The sequence below is a fragment of the Chengkuizengella sp. SCS-71B genome (genome assembly GCF_040100845.1).
Taxonomy (GTDB): domain Bacteria; phylum Bacillota; class Bacilli; order Paenibacillales; family KCTC-33759; genus Chengkuizengella.
Genome location: NZ_JAZHSH010000001.1, coordinates 784456 through 807764, shown reverse-complemented (window position 1 = coordinate 807764; position 23309 = coordinate 784456). Strand labels below are relative to the sequence as shown.

The window sequence follows — 23309 nt, the reverse complement described above, 5'->3', positions numbered from 1 at the left end:
TTCCTTTTCACTGATGTATTTTGCTAATGTGCTTTTGCCAGTTCCCGAACCACCAATTATTTGAACTTTCACAAACATTCCCCTCTCAAGCATTTCCTGAATACTCCATTACCGGATATTCCACAATCTTTTAATCTCTACTTTTCCCTATATCAGTTAACCCTCTTGTTCTTTCATTTTCTTCTGTCTTCGGTGATTCGCCATGTCTCACCATGTAAATAAAAGTTTTCATAGTATCCTCCATGAAGAGCCATTTCTATTGTTTATTTCTTATTATTAAAGTACCTAATTGTAGTTGGTAGTATAATTTGTTTTGCATTCGATCATACTTTTTAAAATACTCTTTTTTTATGTCTATTAATTGATATCCAACAGACTCTAAAGATTTACTAGAATTAATATTCCCTTCCCAAACATCTGCATATAAAACATCTACTTTTAATTCATTAAACACATAATCATAAATTAACTCGCGAGATTCTTTCATAAATCCCTTCCGCCAATAGTAGGAATGTAGCCTTTGTGAGTCACCTGCAACTAACTTTTCTTCATGATATTGAGGATGGCTAATTCGCATCATTCCAATTACCTTATTACTCTTTTTTTCTTCAATCATCCAAATCATAAAATGTTTAGGGTATAGCTCATACAAATATTGTTTCACCTCATCATACGATGTTGGAACTGAATTACCTACCCATTCTTGCATAATTTCGTCTTGTTCAACATCGAACCAAGCTATATGATCAGTGTTATAGTTAAGTGGTCTTAGTTTTACTAATTCTCCAATTAATGTAGGAATCTTTACACTCACTAATTTTTGTCTCCTAACATAGTTACATATTAATGCTATAATTATTTCAAATTCGTAAATGTTGTACAAGAAGTTCTTCAATAATATGGTCCAAATCATAAAAAAAGACGCCTTCTTTGTCAAGAAATGCGCTTATAGGACACTTAAATGAAAGACACACCTCTTTAAGAAGTGTACCAGAAAAACACAAAAATCAAGTTGAAAATTCTATTAAAAATGGTTGCATATTTTCATTCAAACAATATTCTATTCTTTCTCTAAAGTTTTGCCAAGTTACCATCTCTAAAGCTTCCTCAAGAGGAAAAAAACCTACTTCCAAGCTTTCAGAAGAAGTTGTCAGTTCTCCCCCAATTGGTTTAGCTAAAAACAATGTATTGCATATTGAACTGCTTACATTCTGAAATACCCCACAAAATTTTAATACATCAATATCTATTCCTGATTCTTCTTTAGTTTCCCTTATTGCAGCTTCTTTCAATGACTCTCCTTCTTCAACTTGCCCCCCAGGCATTTCCCATCCCCTACATGGGGCTTTAACTAATAAAATCTCACTTTTATCATTAAGTACAATAGTCGCTGCTGAAATAATATGTTTTGGTGGTGAAAAAACATTTTGTGCATTATGTTCATTGGTTATCATTAGATTTTTCTCCCTCTCTAATTTCTATTAATAGAAGTGATAAGTGGATTTACTTTATTTTCATTTTTTTCATGGTTCGACTTTTAACTAATTAAAAAGCTACACTACTGACAACCTATATAAAAGTAGACTCATAGATCAATGAAGAGAGTAATAGATTAATTCCTATAAAATAAGATATATTGCCAAACAATCCCCACTCTTTATTTCTTGCTAATCTGTACACCAAAAATGTAAGAGTAAAAATGACTAAAGTCGTCACTATACCACTACCAAAAAAGGACAAACCTAGAGGTGTTTGTAAATTCATCAAATCATTCAAAACAAATTGATTTAGAATTATTTGTCCAACTAAATACGTTAATATGGTAGTAACTTTCAACCATTTCACTTCATCCTGATCAAAAATCCTTTTATTTATAATATATACCACAAATAGGTATCCCAGGGGTGGTACAATCCATATTCCAATGATAAATATTGTAAAACCACTAGTAAATAACCCTGTTATTGTTGTTGATGCTGCAAAAAGCCAATCTTCCTTTGTCGTTTCCATACTATTGTTAATAGCCTCTTCATTCATAGATGCTCCATAAAGCGCATATTCTCCACCTGTAAACTCAATCCATATTAGAGATTCACCATTTAACCATTGTGCTTTTTTAGACAAATATCGAGATGTACTTCTTGTTTTAGCTAACCATTGATTATCCTCATTATATGCCTCATAAATGTTAGCATTCTCACGTTGTTTACCAGATTTCCCTTTAGCAGAAAAAATAATTGTCCGAACGCCCTCTTTATTAGTAATAACTAGGTTTTGGGCATCATCAATCTTTCTATTAGATCCTTCTTCATAAATAGTTAGTTTCGTTGTATTTGTTTCTATTGAAGCGTTATCTACATTTGCAACTGTATGATAAGTATGATAGGTTCTCGCACCTGCTTCAATAGCTGTAGTACCAATTAGAATATCAATCTCTTTGTTATGTATTGCAAACGATGTACTAGTAATATCATCACGGTCACTAATCGTAATAGGAGATAAATTGTTCACTTCAAACATATCGTTTTTATTTAGTAAAAAAGTAACACCTAAATGAATGTTATCTTCTCTCGTAAGTATTAGTATAGAATTTGTTCTTTCATCAATAAGTACATCATAAATAGGATGCGTTGTTTCGAAAATCTGTTTGTTCTCTAATGTAGTAGGGTTTAGTACATGTAACTCTTGCTCTTTCCAAAAAACAACTTGATCTTGATTTGCGACAAGCCCTTCAACATCATGCCCTAACTCGGTAATTGAGTCTCTGTCATATTTTTGAATTGTATTATTTTTGATAAAGATGAGTTCATTTCCAACTGCCCACATATTAGAGTTTGATGGAACAATAACAGGCAACTTTACATGTGACTGCACCTCAAGACTTTCATCTACGACTAGATGAGACACGCTTTTTTTTGTAGGAGAATAAATATGATATAAATCTCCATCTTCGAGTATAAACGGTTTACTAATATAGTCCTCTTGTGTTTGCAGTGCCATCGAACGGCTCCATTCTTCGCTAGGGAGAGACGTTTCATCTTGAAGATCTAAATATAATAATAATCCAATTATGAATAGTGTGAAAATAAACGGCAGAATAAAGGCTTTTCTTCTCCTCATACAATATCACATCCTCTTTGAGATTTATCCACTTCCTCATAGCACTCCCCTTCTATTTTTCCAATAGTCTAGGTACGTGATTAACAGGTAAAAGTTTCATGTATCTTTAAAAATTCCTTATAAATAATTACCTTTTTGATTCACGTAGACTTGTAGATATAAAGTCGGATATACATTGTTAAGGTTGTTTTTTGATATCTTAAATAGCCTTTATAGATAGAGATACAAAAATAGCATAGTTGGCTTCGGATAGACCAATATGCGAAATATCCCTTGTGATCTCTAAATATAAAATAATATTTGGTTCTCTAACAATGACTTAATAGTATGGGTATGTTTTTTAATACTTGTTAGTAGGAACCTTAATAGGAGGTAATTAATATTATGCTAAATGAAGACGTAATAAAATTAATTTACAATGATATTACTGAAGGTGAAAAAACTTATTTTGTGGCAACAAGTCACGCTCTCGCACAGGCTCATAGCAGAGAGATTTCTGAACAACAATATGCTGAAACTATGGCTTATGGTGTTCCATATTTAGACATAGAAACAGATGCACTTGTTTTATATAGTTATGAAGATCAGATAGCATTGATTATAAAAAATAGTAAGGTTTTAACAGTGTATGAGGGAGACCTCAAAGGTAATTGGCAAGTGATATTGTCATAAAATTAAGAAACTATATATTAGACACAAAGCAAGGCATAACTGGTTTGGGATAAATCAACATGCTGTTATCCGTTGTGATCTAAAAAAATAAATAGGATAAATTTAAAATGGTATATTTTTAAATTTCAATTTGTAGAAAAAAATTTGGTAAATATCCAAGCTTATAAAAATATAGCATTTTTCACCTAGCTTCCACTTGATATGTGGGAGCTTTTTCAAATTAAGCAAGCTTGAATAAACCCCTTTGTATCATATAGTTATTTGTATATGACCACTAAAGATACAAAATATACTTAGCTTGATATTTTAAAAAATTAGTATTTTTATTTATTTATTTGTAAAACAACAGATTCATTTTCAAATATAAAAACCTGTTTATTTTTATTCTTTTATTTCTCGAGCGACCAAAAAAAACTTGGACGTCTTAAGATATTTCTAGATAATGATCATAGGATCATTTGGGGCAATTCTTCCCTCTCCTGTGGATTTACCACAATGAAAGACTGTTTCTCAGTGAACGCGCGGGACTCCCTACTCGCAGGCTGAGCATCCTGACCCTCGAACCTAGATGTAGTAGTTCTAGGGGCTTTCGATTCAGGTAGAGCTCTTATACACGAGGTTGTTGGTCGGCGTACACACTATAGATATCTCAAGACGTCCAAGATAGCCTAATGATTCTAAATCGAAAGGAGGTCTCTCCCATGAGATTATTTGTTGGTTTAGATGTTAGTTCGTTTGATATGAAAGTGTGTTTTCTAGATGGTGAAGGCAACAAACTTGATGCCTTTACGGTTTCCAATGATTTTCCTGGTGCTACCGTGTTAAAAGAACGACTATTAAAATTTATAACCCATGTAGAGATTGAAGATTGGGTTAGAATCAACATCTGTCTATAGCTTTCACCCTTCTCTACCTTTTACCACCTTCCAATAAATTACATTAATTTCTGGTCTAGTTTCTTGATGTCTTTTTTAAGCAAATTGATCTTTAACAACTTCATATTCTTTTATTTTTCAATTGACATATTACCGCAAGTCTTTTAACAATATTGTATCAAAAATGATAGATTTAAACTATTGTTACAAATCTTTTTGTTACATATTTTAGTTACAGTTATATCAACGATTGTAGCTGTTCTTAAGATTGACAGTATGAATGTAACAAAAAAGAACGTTTTTGTTACAAGAGAATGAAATAAACGATTACTAAGTCAAACGATTTAAAAAGATTAGACGTTTACCAAGTTCCGTTTGAATTCAAATTACTTACAATTTAAATCTTAATAAACAATAAAAACAACAAATAAATCCACAATAATATTAGATTATCGTGGATTTATTCAAAGTTCATTTAAATCTCAGTTAAGATTTTATCTCTAACTTCCATTAATATTTTACCAAGCATATTTTTACCAGTTCCATCACTACCACAGCCCCAATAATAATCTTTTGTTGTCTTTTCAACAATTTCTTGATCACCCGTTGATATTAGTATTTCCTTTATATCTTCATGGACAGAAAACTTAGCATGTACTGCTTTTCTCATAACATCGTCTTTCACTAAATCCCAATCTGATCTAAGTGGAAGACTTCGATCCCTTCCGATGTTAGCAGCATCCATAGGAGATTTTGCATTTCTAACTAACTCTTCATGAATCGTTCCTTTAAATTTATATGCTTGAAAATAGTGTTCACTTGTAGCCCAATACTTATTGTCTAGCATGAATCCATGTTTTGAAAAATTTGAAAAACACCCATAAGTTTCGTTTATTTTATAAAAATATATAGTCATGTAATCTTTCACTCCTATATTTTACTTTTCCCAAAAATATCCTGTAAGTAAACTTGTAATTTTGCAACTAACATAAAAAGTGGTCTATTTTCGATAGGTGATTTAAGATGTTCTGCTTCTGAAGCAATTATTAAATATATTGAAAATAAGAATCCAGAAATCTCCCTCGGAATGTACTTTTCATCTTGTATTAACTCTTTTAGCTTTGTTAGATGCATATAAAGTTGCTTTTCTAGATCTTCGTTTACTGTTTTACTATTCATTATATCTGGTAGAAAGCCTACACATAGCTCTTGTAAATCTTCAACAATATTCAATATTTCTACTTCTTTTGATTCACTTAACATATCCTATAATAGCCTCTCTTTCTATATATTGATAAATTGATACTTCCCTTGACCATACAGCTCTTTGATACGCTATTTTTTCATTTGTATCACCATCCATACTATAATTTTCAAATTGATAAACTTTTTCACTTGATACTTTATCCAGATCAATTGCAATAATTCCATTACCTTGGTCAAACCCTCTTGCTACCTCAAGATCAGTAGTTGTTGAAATCCATGGGTCATCCTGCCATGCGCTTTTATTAGAATCCCTCAATATATGTTCCATTGCATTCCATGTTCCATTGGGATTTTTTGCAATAATCCCAGAACTATTCCAGATGGTTATCTAACTACGAGTGGAATTGCCAAACAACTTAATCTAACTGAACTTTGGGTTGGTAAACTTATAAGAAGAGGCACATTCTCAGGGGCAAAGAAACGTGGTCATTCATGGATCATCCCTTCAAAATCAGTAGATTAATATCTTCAGTCACTCTCTTCACCTGAAGGATTTTTTTCAATGAATGAAACAGCTGAATATTTATCCATTGGAGTATCTTGGGTAAGTAAGTTGATATCAAAGAATGTCCTGACTGAGGTTGAAGTCATCAATGATGTTCGCTATATCCGAAGGGAATATGTGACCGAATATTTAAACTCTATTAAACCACCCAAAGGATATCTCTCTGCTGTCCAAGCTTCGCAAGAATTATCAGTGAGTAAAACAACTATAAACTCTTTAGCGAAAAAAGGGGCATTTCATGGTGCAAAAAAACAAAAGGTATCCATCCATAGGAGTGGTTGGGTTATTCCTATCGAGTGGGGCTATTGATATCATTGTAGTGATTCCCCAAATGAATATATTTTATTTTCTTTGATTTACTATAACTGAACATGTAAGCAATTATTAAAGAAAATACTAAAATAATAATTGCAAATGTTATTGAAAATCCCATCTCGTCACCTCCACATTTGGTTGAGAAATACTTAATTGATAAGAGCTGGAAGTACATATTCCTTAATTAGTGGCCATTTATCAGGTGAGTTTTTGACGATTTTAGATGCAATTACAACAACTAGATCTTTTTCAGGATTACAGCAAATTACATTTCCGCCATCTCCCAATGCCAGGGACATGGAATTTCCGGCCTCTTCCCTAAGCCACCATAGATATCCGTATTTAGCCATCGTTTTATCAATCATTGTCTCTGAGTGCATAGTGGTGGATTCTTCAATCCATTTTTCTGAAATCATTTGTTTGTTGTTCCAATTACCTCTATTTAAATATAAGAATCCAAATCGTGCCATATCCCTGGGAGTTAGAGTCAATCCAAACCCTCCTGACGAATTTCCGCTAGGATCTTTAATCCACCCAGTAACATTTTTACCAAATACATTGTCTAAAGTATATGATTTGATCTCATGATCCGGAATTTCTTTCATTCCAATAGGTTTGAATAAATGTTCATTTGCAAACTCACGAGAACTTTTTCCTGTAATACGGGTTATAATAGCTGAAAGAAGATGAGTTCCTGCGGTACTATATTGAAACACTCCCGACTGAGCTTTTCCTCCCATTAAATCTAATGAATATTTTACCCAATCTCGTTGTCTTCGCATTCGATCCAACGGTTCTTTTCCACCTTGATTTCCTTTCCAAGAAAAAGCAAAAGGTGCAGTCATTGTTAGAAGTTGTTTTATGGTAACTGCTCTTTTTGGAATATCTTCTCCACTCGTAACATACTCAGGAAAAAAGTCTAATACTTTTTGGTCAACACTTTTTATATATTCTGAATCTATTGCGATGCCAATCAATGCAGATATAATACTTTTTGTAACTGACGCTACGTTGTGTGTATCAAGAAGACTGTATCCGTTATAGTACTTTTCAAAGGCTACATAACCTTTTCTTACAACTACTATTCCATTGATATTTTTATAACTAGACTTTATCCTTTCCTCTAATTCTGTAAGCTTTTTAGGTTCGATTCCTACAGATATAGGTTCAATAGTCTTCCATTCCTTGGTTGGCCAGTAGTTTCTAGTGGCAGTTTTCATTTACAGATACCTCCCGGTAACAGAATTAAGATTATTCTTTAGCGTTTGTGGTGAACCTTCTGCTATAATCTCACCACCATTTGCTCCACCATGTGGACCCAATTCAACAATCCAATCGCAAGAATGAAGAACAACTGGATCATGTTCAATGACGATAACAGAATTTCCTTTCTCTACTAATTCATCTAACAATTGAATTAGTTTTGCTGTGTCATGTAAACTTAATCCAGTAGTAGGTTCATCTAACACATAAAGAATATTGCCCTTTCGTCTTTTACCAATTTCCTTTGCAAGTTTTATTCTTTGCGCTTCTCCGCCACTAAAAGTAGGGGTTGGTTGACCTAGCTTTATATATCCCATTCCAATTCGATCTAGCAATTTTAATTTTGCTGTAATCACTGCTTCTTCTTGGAAGAATGTAATAGCCTCTGAAACATTCATTTCGAGAACTTCAAAGATATTTTTATCGTTATATTTAACAGATAAAGCATCATTATTATACCTTTTACCTTGACATTCTCTACAAGTAACTTCTGTAGTTAAATTTCCGCCCAACCAAATTGTTTCTACCCCACTGCCACCACACTCAATACATGCTCCTTTGGAATTGAATGAAAAATGGCCTGCAGATAATTGTTGTTGCACAGCTTCGATTTTATTGGCAAATAGTTTACGTATTTTATCCCAAATCCCGATATAGGTCACAGAATTTGAGTTCATATTCCTTCCAATAGGTGCTTGAGACACTTCAGTATATCCTGAGATGTGTTGCATTCCTTCCAATCTCTCTGCAACGGTTTTAACCATTACAATCTCGTGATCTCCATTAATATTACTTTCTTCAATGTCATTTTTACTACTATTTCCTTGATCACGGAAATAGTTTTTCAGAAGAGGGATAAGTGTATCAGAAATAAGCGAGCTTTTGCCGCTTCCAGATACTCCTGCTACCCCTATAATACCTCCTAAAGGTATTGATACTGTGACATTTTTGAGATTATTTGTTTTGGCATTTCGGATAGTAATGTAATGTGTAGGTTCATTTTCCAAAGAATGTTTTATTGATCTATTAGAGGCGAAATTCTCAACTGAAAGGTACATGCCGGTTATTGAATCTTTGCATTGTAATAGTCCTTCTAAATCTCCCTGATAAATGACCTGACCGCCTTCGACTCCAGCTTTTGGTCCTATATCTATAATATGTTCAGCCATTTTTATTATATTTATATCATGTTCTACTACAATAACAGTGTTACCCAATTCTTTTAGTTCATGAATTGATTTTAATAGTTCACTCTTTTCGGATTCATGCAAACCTGCTGTCGGTTCATCAAGTATATATATGAGTGAATCCATTTTGGTTTCAAGATGGGAATTGAGAAATAATCTTTGTATTTCACCGCCACTGAGTGTTGGCATCTCCCGATACAAAGAAAGATGTCCCAATTGATATTTAATCAGATGGTTGGTTTTTAAAAGTATGTCTTCCAAAATATTTTTGCCAAAAGTAGATAAAGTCTCTTGTTTTGACAATTCGTCGAGGAATTGTCTTAATTCATTTATCGTCATTACTCCAAGTTTACCAATATGTTTGCCATTTAGAAGGACTCTTTGTGATTCCTCTCCAATTCTAAAACCATGGCATTCAGTACAAACAGACATTTCATAAATTCCGTTAAGATCCTCTCCATTCCTGTAAAGACGTCCTTTGAAAAGTCTTGACAAGCAATAGCTTCGTTTTTCATTGTTACTATCGACATGATGACCATAAAGGATTTCTGTTTGGACTTCAACTGGTATTTGTATGAAAGGCATTTTTAAATAATACTTGAACTTCTTGAATAGCAATTTCCTGTAACCTGGAGTTAAACCAACAGCATCATAAACTTGTTCCAATGTTGTATTTTTGTTTGGAATCAGTTTTTCCATATTAATTTCAAAGGTTATCCCATGACCTTTACACTTTATGCACATACCATTTTGATCATTATATGAAAAATATTTTGCTTGCAAGCGTTCCTCTATATTTCCACAAGTTTTACAGGTAAGATTATCATCTACAGGTGTTGAACAAGAAAAACAGGATATTTGGCCTTCACCTGCATAAAGTAATCCAAGCAAATTCAAAATATTGGTCTTCGAACCTACCGTTGAACGCGAATTACTCTGACGAATGATATTTTGTTGTACAGCCACTGTAGGACCTATGCCAGTTATGCTGTCGAACTTGTCCTCCTTGTCAATTTCAGAAAGTATACCTAAAGATTGCAGGTATTGTCTGCGTCCTTCCTCAAATATAATATCGAACACAAGGCTAGATTTACCAGATCCACTGACACCAGTAGCAACTATAAGCTTGTTTTTAGGAATAGACACGTCAATTCCCTTTAGATTATGCACTCTTGCACCTTTAATTGATATGTCTTTCATACAATCACCTCTTTAGTTAAATTGTAATGACAAATTAGTATTATTAATGATTTAATAAACCCATTACTTCTTATCCCCAAGTAGCAATTATTGGAATCATTACTTCGAAAAGATTCTATCATTGTATAAAATGAATATCTACATATTTTTTTAAAATTATCAAATAATACTATAAATGGATTATGATTGAGATAAATTCCTGAAACTCCCACAGCTAAAGCAATGGGGTTCTTAGGTAATAACAAACTTTCTATCGCAACTATTTTTTTCAATAAGAAACAGGGCTATGTATTATAAAATTTAATAAAATTTTTTCTTTTATTTAGAATCCACTTTTGTCAATTAAAATTTTTAAATCTTCAATATAATGAGATGGAATACCGAGATAGTAAGAATATAAATTATCGTCTACATCATTTTTATATGCTAATCGATATGATTGAACGACTGAATCATCTATTTTCCAATGAATCATTAAAATCATTCCGATTGTTTCATCCCTTAATGCATCTAATTTACTAGAGTAAACTGGTCCCTCAATTGGTCCTTCAGGTGCTTTTTCGTCATTGAACTCGTATCCTTCTGTTACATTAAAATAATATACCCAATATGTTGACCAATCCCAAAGTCTCACATACTCCACGTAATTATTTCCAAACTTAGCAATAACATCTTCTTGTGATATTTCTAATGTGAATTTGTTTGCAAAATTATTAGCTTCCTCTGTAAGTGGCAGATTTCCTATTGTTATGATTTGATTTTCTTCATTCCATTGAATATTTTTATCAAAGACTTCACTTATCGCTCTAACAGGTAAGTATGTAGTATCTTGATATGTAATTGGATAAATTCTTTCTTCATTTTCATCCTTTGGTTCCCATAGCTTCCCGGGGATTACCTGAAATCGATCTCCTATGATTTGAAATGAGATTTTATCATTTAAATAAGCTTCGCTTTAATTTATGTTAAATTCGTTGCTGCAAAAGCACCTAATGCCATTGATAAACCTATGATTCCGGATAGTCCTAAGGTTACGAAAAATATTCTAGTTTTAAACATAAAAGATAACCCTCCTCATATTTTTTGAATATTCAATAAATATTTTATCATAGATCAAGAAACGAGATGATACTTATTAAATGATAATCTCATATTTATATTCAAGCAAAATAACACTTAAAATAAGTGCAAATCACCTCTAAAAGTGACAAAGTGTTTATGAATCAATCTTGGATCATCCCATAAACGATCGTTTATGGGACTATTATTAAAATGTATATAATTTAAAAACCTCGAAAGGCATGAGAGCCAATCAAGGTTTTTCATAAGTCTTACTAACCAAACATTTTTATTATAAGGATTAACAAGAGAATGTCAACAATTGAAGATAAAATGAATGAAAGTCAAAATTAAAAAGATTTGAAAATGATTGAAACCACAGAATAAGAGGTATTTTTACTAATATTAGAAGAATTGATAATGAAATATATGACTCTTCAGAGAATGATTGATATATTTAAAATCCTAAGTTAAAATACCTATATACTACATTTCCATCTTTTTTTAACCCATGAGACCATCCTAAGGATGGTCTCTCATTTTACAAAATGATTAAGTAAACCTGTTCTGTGAAACTTATTCACCTCTTCTCATGTATCCATTACCACCTAAGAAAAAAGTATAAAATCCATTCCTATTCATAAATAGAAAACTCTTCAAGTCTATCTTCATATTCTAAAAATGCAAAAACTTCTATGGGATATACAATTGCTAATTTTCTTATATTATCCGAAGTTCATCATCTATTTAATAAAATCTGTTTCCTCTAGAGAACAAATTAGTGTATAATATATTTAACAGATTCATATTCTAATAAAGAAACCGAAGGTGCTCGACACACCAACGGCTCCTACGATTTAATACAATAGCCGTTAAAAACGGCAGGCGTTAGTCCAAGAAATAGACCGCAACCTTTGGTGGAGGACGGTCTATTTCTTCTTGCTAAAAGACAACATCGCAACAATCAGAATTCCGAAAGTTATCATCAAAGAAATAGATTCGTATATTGTCATGGCATCACCCCCTCCAGAGGATCTGCCCACCGCCCTTACCAACTATTGTAATGTTTATATTATAATTCCATGCAAAGTTATAAATATATTAATTAATGAATAGGTTGATATATAAAGGCAAAGTTTCCTTCGTCACTTATTACGACAATACAGAAAATAGACCGAATTCTTTTTTTCAAAGGATTCGGTCTATTTCTCATATATGACTTGGGTACCTGCATCCACCTATGGTTAAACTGACTCTTTTGAGCTCATTCAGACATGAGAATATATATTCCTAACATTTTATTCAATCACCTCTCCTCTGAAGAGCTTCCAGTAGCTTGAAGCCATTGGGGCTTCCTAATCCTGTACATGGATCCCAACCTTGTTTGGCAACATATGGTCCCCCTTCAATAATGACATTATTGTTTCCGATTGTAATATCATTAAAAGCAAGATCCTCAGGACATAATTGATAAAAAATGGGATTTACAAATCCTAATCGACGTCCTAATGCTTGATTCAAGTTGGCGATTAAACCTGCCCACAAAGGGGCTGATGCACTAGTTCCTCCTCTGACTAAGATTTGTCCATCTACAATAATTAAATAGCCTGTAGAAGGATCCGCATTTGCAGCTACATCAGGAACACCTCTCCCCTGAATTCTGTCGGGATTGGCTGACAGGGGAACCCCTGCATTAAATTGATAGGCTGGTAGCATTAATACGTTACTAACGCCCCCACCTGTTGCGATAGGCATTCCTCTATTTATGTTATTCCATACAACTTCCTTACAATTTTTTTCACATCTCTGCACTCTGAGAGAAGTTCCTCCAACACCCAGAGCAAAAGGACTGGATGCTGGGTAACAAACATTAAAGACTTTGTCCGTGCTTCCATCAAGAACACCTTGTGAACCATTATCACCTGATGACGCACAAGCCGTAATACCTAATGAACCAGCCTCCTGCAGTCTTTGGTTAAATGCTCTTATGAAACCAGGTGGCAGAAGCAGTTCAATAGTGGCAATACTCATTGAAAGTACAGACGGATTATTAACGTTATCATTAACAACCGCAGTCAGCGCATTCAAAAAACCTCTTAGTGTCATAGGTGCAAAGTACACAACAATTTTTGCTCCAGGAGAGGCAGCACCAGCTGTTTCAATATCTAAAGTAACCTCCATATCAGCCTTTGGACAAACACCAGGGTTATTTTGAGCGCCATCTACACTGACAACTGTAATTTCTGGTACAGGAAGGTTAACCAGATTAAAATAATCTACGATATCCTGCTCTAAAAATCCACCTGCAAGTTCAATGATAGCAATGGTCTGTTGATTAAATAAAATATTGGGGAAATTATAGATTTCAGCTACTTCAGGAGCAGTGAAAACCGTGATCCCTTTGATATCCTTGCTACACTTCTGGGTTCCTTTCAGAGTATGGGAATCGGATCTGACAATCGCACTGTTATCTAAATCAAGAACGGTTTCAATGAGGTGATAAAGTGGTTCTGGGATGTGTAATTCCCCCTTATACCCTCGGTATTTTTCATTGGGAGGTTTATATGCCATCAGTTTAATTTTGAAGACTTCATTAAAATGTTTGACCTCCCCTGATAATTCCATTGTTCCTGCCAAAGCGTCTCTGTTCTCTACTTTAAGATCATAACGTTCAGCAAACTTCTCTACCTCTTCAAAATGTTCAGAAGGAGTCCTACAAAGTGTAAAAAATTGTTCATGACTCATATGGTTCTCAACAAGGGAGTCTGAACACTCTATTTCGTTCAGCCTCTTTGTTATAGCTTCCTTTAAAGGCAGTGGGCGCTGCATGACGATCATGACTGAAATCCTCTCTTCTAAATCTAGAGGATGACTTAACTCAGTATTACCCATTTAGAATCACTCCCTAATTTAGGATTAATCCCCAAAAAGGTAGAGTCTATAAATTTAATTTCTTGTGACAGGTTTTTACATCGTTTTCTTTTGATTTTAGAGCCTTTTGCTCTTGAAAATTTGTTGGGGTTAAATCATTGTATGAGTTCTTGACTGGATGTATGTATCGTATCACTTGGCAACATCTCGTTGATACAGACAAATGCGGAGTTTTATATAACCTTAGACATAAGTCCACTCATGGATGACATCCCATTCATACGATATCAAATAAAATAATAAACAGAGCTGATCCCTATAGGACTAGGAGGTGAAATAATGCTTACTCATATTGTCAAAAGAGGTGAGGATTTGTTAAGCATATCACAAATCTATGGCGTATCTATTAGATCCATTGTGGATAAAAACAATATTACAAATGCAGAAACTTATGAAGGAGACACACTGTATATTCCAGTATCTATTGATGATTCAAGCTCAAACCAACCAACTAGAGAATTTACAGATACCATTAACTTCAAACCTCAAGAACCAATACCGAAAAAACCATCGCCTTTCGGGGGAAAAAGAAAACGGTTTTTTTGGTCTTAAATAATCACACGCTTAGGGAAAATTTAATGTAGTAATTCATCCGGAAGGTATCTTAAATTTAAACGGTTTTCTTATTACCTGAATATTATACAGTTATTACTACATTTCCCTTTTTGTGCCCTTTGTCTACGTATTTATGGGCTTCAACTATCTCTTCTAAGGGATAATCCCTGTCTATGACCGCCTTAACATGTCCTGCTTCAATTAGCTCATTGAGTTTAACAAGATAATGAGGCTGTATCTTTAAAAACCCATCATCAACTGACACGTATTTCCCATTCTCACCAATTGCTTTTTTACATTGAATTTTTAGTTTCGAGCTTTTGTTTTCTCCTACAGCATCAAGGATAAAATCGTAACATTCTAATTGGTTTATAGAATCATCTTTTGTGTAATCTATCACTTTATCAGCCCCCAGAGATTTCACCAATGCTATATTTGATGAGCTGCAAATCGCAGTGACTTCGGCACCTAAGTGTTTTGAAAGCTGTAACGCTACAGTTCCTATTGCACCCGAAGCTCCATAAATTAGCACTTTTTTTCCACTTTGAATATCCCCATCTTTCATAAAATGTATTGCCAGAACTCCACCATATACTACTGCTGCAGCTTCATTATGGCTTATATTATCCGGTATTATAGCCAACTCACCTTGAGCAACTTCTTTCGCGGATACACATTTGAACTCAGCATATGTTCCACGGCTAATACCTGTAAATCCATATACCCGATTACCTTTTTTAAATTGATTAATGTCTTTGCCTGCTGATTCAACGACTCCGGAAAATACCAATCCGATAATTGGATTTCTAGGTTTTGAGATACCTAGAAATAGCCTCATCATTAATTCCATTATTTGCTTTTTAGGAAAACTAGGATTGCCAGGCATTTTAAAACCCCGAATTACACAATCACTTGCAGTTACAGCTGTTGCGTGTATTTTAACAAGAACTTCATTGTCTTTGGGAATGGGTTTTTCCACTTCATTATGTTGAAGGACTTCAGGTGGTCCGTATTTTGTACATATTATCGCTTTCACATTATTTCCTCCTCGTATATTTAAGGGAACATTCATATCATGATGTTGTTATGACTACGTTACCTTTTTTGTGCCCTTTATCAACATATTTGTGGGCAGCTACAATTTGTTCTAGCGGATAGCTTCTATCAATGACGGACTTTATTTTACCCGTTTCTGCAAGCTCTCCTAAGAAAGTTAAATCTTCAGCACTGTCTGGTGTTATCCCACTTACGACTTTTTTGTTACCTATTTTCGAAGTCCATAGAATCTGAACAATCTGAGGGAAATGGATGACAGCTAAAACATAAAATCCTGTTTGTTTTAATGAGCGTTTACATCGTGAAAATGAAGTTTTATCAACCGTATCATATATAATGTCATAGGTTTCACCGTTTTTAGTAAAATCCTCTTTTGTGTAATCAATGACCTTATCAGCTCCTAGAGATCTTACCAATTCTAAATTCGAAGTACTGCATACCGCGGTTACCTCTGCCCCAAAGTATTTGGCAAGCTGAATTGCAAAAGTACCTAGACTCCCGGAAGCGCCATATATAAGTACTTTTTGTCCGCTTTGAATTTTTCCTTTTCTAAGGAAAAATAATGAGGAAGCTGCCCCAAAAGGAATAGCGGCTGCTTCCTCATGGTTGATATTGGTCGGTTTTATTGCTATTGGTCCATTTTCACGTAAACTTATATATTCGGCATAAGTTCCTTTTCCACAAAATCCAAAAACTTGATCACCTTTCTTGAATTTCTTTACATCTTTTCCTACTGATTCAATTTCTCCAGAAAAATCCATGCCAAGTATAGTTCGTTTTGGTTTTATTAAACCTATAGCCATTTTTGAGATAGGCCAAAGAGGCAATGCTTTTCTGCTGCCATTTCGCATCCTTGCATCTCCTGAAGATACTGTTCTTGCATGTACTTTTATTAATACTTCATTATCTCCTAGAGTAGGTTTTTCTAATTCTTCCATATGAAGAACATTGGGTGAACCATACTTAGTGTATACAATGGCTTTCATTACCTCTCCTCCTTAAAAAGCTTATAAAAAGTCTTTGATTTTGTATAGCCATTCAAGATATATAACAAGCAGATCCCTTAAATCCCCGTATCGTTCCGATGATGTAGAGGACAAGAGCATATACTTTCTTTCCTTTGATGCTGAAAAATCTGTATGACTTAAATGGGAAGTACTTTAATCATTCGATTACAGGCTTTTTCTATTTCTTAAGTTATTCTACTCCGATTTATATCAGTGGTTTAAGACTGTAACTATTTTACTTCTATTTTTTATAAATCCATAGACACTTTAGTGTTGTTTTTCAATACGAAAGTGAAAGCTGCTTAATTACCTATATACGAACTGGATTGAGCTGAAGGTCATGAAACTCATTTTTACTCGATGAAATTCCATTTTTTGGATTTAAAGCAAGCCCATCTCACGCGCTTTGGCTACAGCTTCGGTGCGTCTTCTAACTTGGAGTTTATCAAATATTCTTCTGTTATGTCCTTTAACAGTATCTAAGGCAATAAAAAGTCTTTTACTAATATCTTTGTTTGAAAGTCCCTGTCCTATCAGCTGTAAAACCTCTAACTCACGTTGGCTCAAAGGTTCAAATAGGAGTAAAGAAGGAGTCAGATTTGTTTCTTCTTCACAGTCAAGTTTCTCAAGCTTAAATGCTTTTAGCAAGGGCTCTATATATTCTGGCATAACCCTATTCGCATATGCTTTGATCAATAACCTCTCCATATGCTTCCCTTCATCGAGGAAAGCACGAACAAAGCGACCAGATTTTGCCTCTAATAGACTATCTGTTAGTAATTGTATCGATTTGTCTGTTTCACCTTTTATATAAAAAATAACGGCCTTTAAAATTATAACTTTTAACATTTTCTCCCGTATTCCATTTTGTTTTACTTCTTGATAGAAAGCGTTTAACTCATTGAGAGCTTTAGCTATATCTCCTTGAGAAAGATATACTCGTACCTGACTAAGTGGGAGTTTGTATGTCTCTGCTAATTTTTGTGCAGAAAGAAGTTTCCCTTGATTTAATAGCAAGATTACCTCTGTCTCGCTGACTTCTGAAACTCGATCTTCTAAGTTATGCTGAATAACATACTGTTTTATTTCATTTAAGGTATTTGATGCGCCATCCTTATCTCCTTTTGCAATCAATGTTTGGACGTATAGAAGATTACTTGTAATCATTTGATCAACATTTTCTATTTGCTTCGCTAGTTGTATACTCTTCTCTATATGTTCGATAGCAGTATCTAAATGATTCCATTCGTAATAAATACGAGCTAAGCCTATGTATGCTCTATAAGAATATGAAGATGGCGTATCATCTTTCATTTTTAGAGCTTGTCGGTATGTGTTGAAAGCTTGATCCAGAAGATTTTCTCTTGCTTGTATCTTTCCTAACCCTGTTGCAGCTAATATTCCAATGATTTTATTCCCAGACGCATTGCATATAGAAACAGCTTCTGTATAAGATTGTTTCGCTTTTGTGTAGTCCCCCTTTCGTTCATAGGCTATACCTAGCTTCCAGGTGGTAGCCGTTCTGACCGCCAAGTTGTTGGGGCTTAAATTCTCTAGTGCAATAAGGGATTCGGAAACAATCACGTCTACTTTATTTTGCATCGTAGCCAAAAATGCTCGTATGGCAGCAATATGTCCAATAAGGTTCCGAGTTTTCATATTTATTTCAAGTCCTTGCAAAGCCGCTTCAGCAGCGAGTAATTTATGTTCAACCTCGTTAAGCTGACTGGACATCGATAGTACTGAAGCATACATAACCCATAATGTAGGGTTAGCATCCATAATCTCTGTTGATAATGATTTAAGCCATTTCATTACAGGAACTATTGCTCCCCGAAAGTGAAGAGGAGTCCCGTTCCCTAATAACAAACGTTCAGCTCGTTCTACATCACCTGCTGCTGCTGCATGTTGAAATGCTTCAATCTCATAGTTGTTTTTTTCATACCAAATACTTGCGCGTATATGTAATTGTGCAATATCTACTCTTTTGTTCCCTGAAGAATGATCTTCCAGCAATTTTTGTTTTAACAATTCTGCAAAAAGATGATGGTACCGATACCAGCGTCGCTCATTATCCAAAGGAATAATAAACAAGTTCGATTTTTCTAGAAACTCAAGTGCTTGCTGTCCTATAAGGGCTGTGTCTTCCATAACAGCATCACACAAAGAGCCGCATAAACGATCTAAAATCGATGTTCGCAATAAAAAATCCTGGACATATACTGACTGTTGCTTAAGAACTTCCTCAACTAAATAATCTATAATGAAAGTGTGATTACCTGTAAATGTTTTGATAAAGCTCGAGGGGTCATCATGACCGCTCATTGAAATTCCAGCTAATTGAAGACCGGTAATCCATCCTTCCGTTTTAGTTACCAAGTCAACGATGTCATTATTTGATAGCTTCAAATTCATTACTTGATTAAGGAAGCTAGCAGCTTCAGAACTTGTAAAGCGTAGGTCTGTGTTCCGTACCTCTGTCAACTGATCCCGCGCACGAAAACGCGCCAAAGGAAACTTAGGGTCCTCACGAGTAGTTATGACCAAATGCATCTGTGAAGGCATGTTTTCTAACAGGAATGTCAGAGCATGGTTTATAGGTTGAGTATGAATCGTGTGATAGTCATCAAGTACAAGAATAAAGTGATATGGAATTGAAGTGATTTCATTGAGAAGAGAAGTTAAGATAACTTCCATTTTGGGGAGCTGGGGAGATTGGAGTAAACCCAAGAGCTCCTTGCCTAAATCTTCCTCAATCGTCTGTAGTGCTGCAATGATGTAAGCGAGAAAAGAATTAGAATTATTATCCCTCTCTTCTAACGACAGCCATGCTACAGCACAATTGCAGCTCGCAAGCCATTCGCTCACTAACGTCGTTTTCCCAAAACCTGCATGAGCAGATATGAGAGTCAGCTTTCGATGCACCCCATCGTTTAAATGCTGTATTAAACGATTTCGAACAACTAACTCTCGCCTAGCTTTTGGGATATTAAGTTTAGTAGATAAGATGGTCTTCATCACTGTCTCCCTTCTGTTATTACACTTTATAATTAAATCATTTTTTAAAGTGACAGATCGTCATGAGATATACCACTTCATTGATATAACACCTTTTCAATGATTGACACCAACTTTTTCATTTTTGTTAAGTACCTTTCAATCCCTTGAGCTTTGAAGAGAAGCTTAGCACATCCTTCACAATCTCTTTCTAATTTTAGCATATATCCTTAACTTCGTTACTCAACATATGGTTCAAATCATAAATAAAGACGCGTCTCGTATTAGAGAACTGCGTCAGATTGGTAAAGAATTAATAATGTACTTTTAAGATCTATAGACCGCACTCATGCTCCGCACTTACAATAAAAACCGAGCAACCGCTTTTTATTGTTTAATTCTACGATGACATTCTATCAGAAGCACCTTGCTCTGTTAAGGATCGATTCCAGAGGCGAGTAAATTCACCATAACTGACGTAGTCGGGTCACCACACCACTTACTTATCTTCCTCTACTTCTTCTATAAACAGATCATACTGAACTGCATTTGAAATATTACCTTGTGTTACTTGTTCATGATAATTCCAATCTTCATCAATATATGAGATACCATTAATTTTGTCTTTAAAAATTTCTTCTTTATCTGCTTCAGCTAATTTCTCAAGAGCTTCTTCCTTTGTTTCTGCGTTAACTTCAACCTTTAAAACTCCAATGTAAGGCAATTCAATATAGTACTTTTTCATATCGTTAATCTCCTCCATTTATTTATTAAATACGAAACTAAAATTACTTCTTAATTCTTTTTGATATCTTGATTTTTTATGTCTTTTATATGCTATTTCATGATGTGAGATAAATTATATATAAAATCTAAATGCATATCTAGTTACAACCTTATATGGATGTTTATGAAAAAATCAAAAAACTTCTGAAAATTGAAAATAATTTTAAAGAATTACATAATTAAGCATGAAAATAACGCTTTACATATCAGTATTTAGTATATATAATGAGGGCATTCGTTCTTCAAACCACTCAGAACAATCATATTTCTTCGTTGATTTTATGTAAATTTTTCGAGAAGCTGAAATCAAATTAATTCAGGACTGTAAGCTCGTTTAGCAGTCCTGAATTAAAATATTGAAAGTATTCCAAGTCGTGTTTCCGTCAACATGCAAGATTTGCTACAATAATTAAAATTTGATCTTCATCTGTCCGTTTTAACACTCTATAACCACTTTGAGCTGTTGTAGCAATTCCATCAGCGTTAGGTCTGCAAAACCCATTCACTTCACTTGTTCCATCGTCTCTTACTAATAATTGCCCAGTTAATCCGACAGCTACCCATTCAGGTCTTTCTGATCTTGGAATATACTGTTTATCGGGATCATATTCTGGATTTAGCTTGTGTCTTTTTTCAATTCGCTCAGGCGAAATAATTTTGCCGTTCTCATCTTTTTCCGCTGGGATGGTGACTTCTTCATATAATACCTGACCCCACTTATCCGTCAGGCATCGCTTATTCCATTGATAACCGGAACCTCCTAAAACAGCAGGGAAGGCACTTGTTACACCTAAGATATAATTATCTTTATCGGTTGCTTTTCTTATTTTATCCCCTTCTGTTGTGACAAAATATCCGTAATCGATGGGTTTGCCATCCAATGTTTCAAACAATTCAGCGAAATCACATCCTCTACCAGAAGTAACTTGCCCAGCAAAGCAAGCATCCCCTGTATTCCCGCTTATAAGAGCCATCAATGTTCCATTCACTAAATGCCAAGAGTTATCTTCAACCGCTGAACCTGAGCGTCCCATAATAAACGCATTCACTCTACTATTTGTATTAGTACCATCTCCTTCCGCATGAGAGCATAGACCCGTAGCATTCGTATTACAGCCTTCCGCATGAGAAGGCCTACCTAAGGCTGTTGTCTCACTCCCTTCAGCGTGAGAACAACGTTGTAAAGCTTGCGTATTACAACCTTCCGCATGAGAGCCTAATATTGCGGTTCTCGTATTGCTTCCTTCCGCATGAGAATTAATCCCTGTGGCTCTCGTATTGCTTCCTTCCGCATGGGAGTTATTTCCTGTCGTTTCTGTTAACCTTCCTTCCGCATGAGAATTAATCCCTACGGCTCTTGTCGCATTCCCTTCGGCGTGAGAATGGTCTCCCGTAGATTCCCCACGTGATCCTTCCGCATGAGAAGCATCCCCTTCGGCTCTTGTTCTGAGACCTTCGCAATGGGACATCTCACCTAATGCTCTCGTAATTGTACCTTCGGCATGAGATTGTGTTCCTTCTGCAACCGTAGCAAAACCCCCAGCATGGGACCTATCTGCCAACGCCATCGTACTATCTCCTTCGGCATGAGCGTTTCTTTCTGCAAACGTATCAACACCTTCAGCATGGGCTGATGATCCTTCAGTAAACGTTCTCCTTCCTTCCGCATGAGACCAAAAACCAGAGGCTACTGTTAAACTTCCTTCCGCATGATCCTGATCACCAGAAGCAACTGTATCTGTTCCCTCTGCATGAGCACCCATACCAATGGCCATTGCTCCTTCTCCTTCCGCATGGGAATTATCTCCTTGGGTAAGAGTGTCTCTTCCTTCCGCATGTGAATTAAATCCTGATGCTTTCGTGTTCCGCCCTTCTGCATGCGCATTTTCTCCATCCGCCTGTGTAATGAATCCTTCCGCATGACTGTTCAACCCTCTAGCAACGGAACCTAAGCCTTCAGCGGTCGAATTGTCTCCTTGGGCTACGGTATCTCGATTTTGGGCATGGGCATTGTCTCCTGTAGCTTCCGTATTTCTCCCTTCTGAGTGAGAAGCTTCACCTTGTGCATTCGTTTTAGTTCCTTCGGCGTGGGAGGAGCTTCCCGATGCCGTTGTACAATCTCCCTCGGCGTGTGATTGCAGTCCCTTCGCTTTTGAATTTGTTCCTTCCGTATGGGAAGCTGTTCCTATCGCCTGCGTTCCTACTCCTTCCACATGGGAGTAATCTCCCTGAGCTAGATTGTTTCTGCCTTCTGCATGAGAAGCGTCTCCGCTAGCTGTACTGTTTCTGCCTTCCGTATGGGAGGCTATTCCTGCTGCATGCGTCCCTACTCCTTCCGAATGAGAAGCATCCCCTTCGGCCATTGTTTTTCTTCCTTCCGCATGAGCATTTTCCCCATCTGATACCGTACTTCTACCTTCAGCAAGAGCGTCGTCACCACTGGCTATCGTATTCCGTCCAAATGCTGTAGCGCAATCCCCTGGGGCTTTACGATTACAATTTTTCCTATCCATTT

The 23309-nt window shown here is 35.3% G+C and carries 20 protein-coding genes and 3 pseudogenes; 5 read left to right on the top strand and 18 right to left on the bottom strand.

The window, feature by feature from the left end; translation table 11 throughout:
- Positions 1 to 139: 139 nt before the first annotated feature.
- From VQL36_RS03965 to VQL36_RS03950, 4 genes and pseudogenes are all read right to left on the bottom strand, one after another.
- Positions 140 to 232 (bottom strand): annotated as a pseudogene (locus tag VQL36_RS03965) (histidine phosphatase family protein); the annotation flags it as partial.
- Between the two features lie 24 nt (positions 233 to 256).
- Entirely contained in the window at positions 257 to 814 is a 558-nt protein-coding gene (locus tag VQL36_RS03960; protein ID WP_349248064.1) for a GNAT family N-acetyltransferase, read from the bottom strand.
- A 193-nt stretch (positions 815 to 1007) separates the two neighbouring features.
- Entirely contained in the window at positions 1008 to 1454 is a 447-nt protein-coding gene (locus VQL36_RS03955) for an NUDIX hydrolase (protein ID WP_349248063.1), read from the bottom strand.
- A gap of 115 nt (positions 1455 to 1569) precedes the next feature.
- Entirely contained in the window at positions 1570 to 3120 is a 1551-nt protein-coding gene (locus VQL36_RS03950; protein WP_349248062.1) for a hypothetical protein, read from the bottom strand.
- A 384-nt stretch (positions 3121 to 3504) separates the two neighbouring features.
- Between VQL36_RS03950 and VQL36_RS03945 the strand changes: the two genes are divergently transcribed.
- Positions 3505 to 3792: a hypothetical protein gene (locus VQL36_RS03945; protein ID WP_349248061.1), complete on the top strand. Its 288-nt coding sequence runs from the start codon at positions 3505 to 3507 to the stop codon at positions 3790 to 3792.
- Positions 3793 to 4493: 701 nt separating this feature from the next.
- Positions 4494 to 4704 (top strand): annotated as a pseudogene (locus VQL36_RS03940) (IS110 family transposase); the annotation flags it as partial.
- 438 nt (positions 4705 to 5142) lie between these two features.
- Here VQL36_RS03940 and VQL36_RS03935 read toward each other — a convergent pair.
- Genes VQL36_RS03935 through VQL36_RS03925 form a run of 3 tightly spaced genes read right to left on the bottom strand, consistent with a single transcriptional unit; the run spans position 5143 to position 6201 of the window.
- Entirely contained in the window at positions 5143 to 5583 is a 441-nt protein-coding gene (locus tag VQL36_RS03935; RefSeq protein ID WP_349248060.1) for an NADAR family protein, read from the bottom strand.
- Between the two features lie 14 nt (positions 5584 to 5597).
- Positions 5598 to 5930 carry a hypothetical protein gene (locus VQL36_RS03930; RefSeq protein WP_349248059.1) on the bottom strand — a complete coding sequence of 111 codons (333 nt, stop codon included), beginning with the start codon at positions 5928 to 5930 and terminating at the stop codon, positions 5598 to 5600.
- On the bottom strand, positions 5920 to 6201 hold the full coding sequence (locus tag VQL36_RS03925; protein WP_349248058.1) for a hypothetical protein: 282 nt from the start codon (positions 6199 to 6201) through the stop codon (positions 5920 to 5922). Before VQL36_RS03925 ends, VQL36_RS03930 begins: the two co-directional genes overlap by 11 nt.
- On the opposite strand from VQL36_RS03925, the gene VQL36_RS03920 reads away from it, so the two are divergent.
- The gene (locus tag VQL36_RS03920) at positions 6193 to 6396 is read left to right on the top strand and encodes a hypothetical protein (protein ID WP_349248057.1); all 204 of its coding nucleotides are present in this window, start codon (positions 6193 to 6195) and stop codon (positions 6394 to 6396) included. The two genes, VQL36_RS03925 and VQL36_RS03920, sit on opposite strands and share 9 nt — an antisense overlap.
- Positions 6397 to 6435: 39 nt before the next feature.
- Positions 6436 to 6747 carry a hypothetical protein gene (locus VQL36_RS03915; RefSeq protein WP_349248056.1) on the top strand — a complete coding sequence of 104 codons (312 nt, stop codon included), beginning with the start codon at positions 6436 to 6438 and terminating at the stop codon, positions 6745 to 6747.
- 155 nt (positions 6748 to 6902) lie between these two features.
- Here VQL36_RS03915 and VQL36_RS03910 read toward each other — a convergent pair whose 3' ends face one another.
- The 6 genes and pseudogenes from VQL36_RS03910 to VQL36_RS03895 form a co-directional block, all read right to left on the bottom strand.
- Entirely contained in the window at positions 6903 to 7973 is a 1071-nt protein-coding gene (locus tag VQL36_RS03910) for a serine hydrolase (protein ID WP_349248055.1), read from the bottom strand.
- Positions 7974 to 10403 carry an excinuclease ABC subunit UvrA gene (locus VQL36_RS03905; RefSeq protein ID WP_349248054.1) on the bottom strand — a complete coding sequence of 810 codons (2430 nt, stop codon included), beginning with the start codon at positions 10401 to 10403 and terminating at the stop codon, positions 7974 to 7976.
- A 322-nt stretch (positions 10404 to 10725) separates the two neighbouring features.
- Positions 10726 to 11046 (bottom strand): hypothetical protein, encoded by a 321-nt coding sequence (locus tag VQL36_RS03900; protein ID WP_349248053.1) that lies wholly within the window; start codon positions 11044 to 11046, stop codon positions 10726 to 10728.
- A 111-nt stretch (positions 11047 to 11157) separates the two neighbouring features.
- Positions 11158 to 11244 (bottom strand): annotated as a pseudogene (locus tag VQL36_RS21110) (stalk domain-containing protein); the annotation flags it as partial.
- Between the two features lie 1147 nt (positions 11245 to 12391).
- Positions 12392 to 12475, bottom strand: a complete 84-nt coding sequence (locus VQL36_RS21105; RefSeq protein ID WP_413789553.1) for a putative holin-like toxin — start codon at positions 12473 to 12475, stop codon at positions 12392 to 12394.
- 289 nt (positions 12476 to 12764) lie between these two features.
- Positions 12765 to 14354, bottom strand: coding sequence for a S53 family peptidase (locus tag VQL36_RS03895; protein WP_349248052.1), 1590 nt, complete (start codon positions 14352 to 14354; stop codon positions 12765 to 12767).
- 318 nt (positions 14355 to 14672) lie between these two features.
- On the opposite strand from VQL36_RS03895, the gene VQL36_RS03890 reads away from it, so the two are divergent.
- Positions 14673 to 14945, top strand: coding sequence for a LysM domain-containing protein (locus VQL36_RS03890; protein ID WP_349248051.1), 273 nt, complete (start codon positions 14673 to 14675; stop codon positions 14943 to 14945).
- An 85-nt stretch (positions 14946 to 15030) separates the two neighbouring features.
- Here the strand turns inward: VQL36_RS03890 and VQL36_RS03885 are convergent, their stop codons facing one another.
- The 5 genes from VQL36_RS03885 to VQL36_RS03865 all read right to left on the bottom strand — a co-directional run bounded on the left by VQL36_RS03885 (position 15031) and on the right by VQL36_RS03865 (position 23307).
- Positions 15031 to 15984 (bottom strand): NAD(P)-dependent alcohol dehydrogenase, encoded by a 954-nt coding sequence (locus VQL36_RS03885; protein WP_349248050.1) that lies wholly within the window; start codon positions 15982 to 15984, stop codon positions 15031 to 15033.
- Positions 15985 to 16021: 37 nt separating this feature from the next.
- Positions 16022 to 16990: an NAD(P)-dependent alcohol dehydrogenase gene (locus VQL36_RS03880; protein ID WP_349248049.1), complete on the bottom strand. Its 969-nt coding sequence runs from the start codon at positions 16988 to 16990 to the stop codon at positions 16022 to 16024.
- Positions 16991 to 17392: 402 nt separating this feature from the next.
- On the bottom strand, positions 17393 to 20029 hold the full coding sequence (locus tag VQL36_RS03875; protein WP_349248048.1) for a LuxR C-terminal-related transcriptional regulator: 2637 nt from the start codon (positions 20027 to 20029) through the stop codon (positions 17393 to 17395).
- A 478-nt stretch (positions 20030 to 20507) separates the two neighbouring features.
- Positions 20508 to 20753 (bottom strand): hypothetical protein, encoded by a 246-nt coding sequence (locus VQL36_RS03870; RefSeq protein WP_349248047.1) that lies wholly within the window; start codon positions 20751 to 20753, stop codon positions 20508 to 20510.
- A gap of 424 nt (positions 20754 to 21177) precedes the next feature.
- Positions 21178 to 23307, bottom strand: coding sequence for a peptidase G2 autoproteolytic cleavage domain-containing protein (locus VQL36_RS03865; protein ID WP_349248046.1), 2130 nt, complete (start codon positions 23305 to 23307; stop codon positions 21178 to 21180).
- Positions 23308 to 23309: the final 2 nt, after the last annotated feature.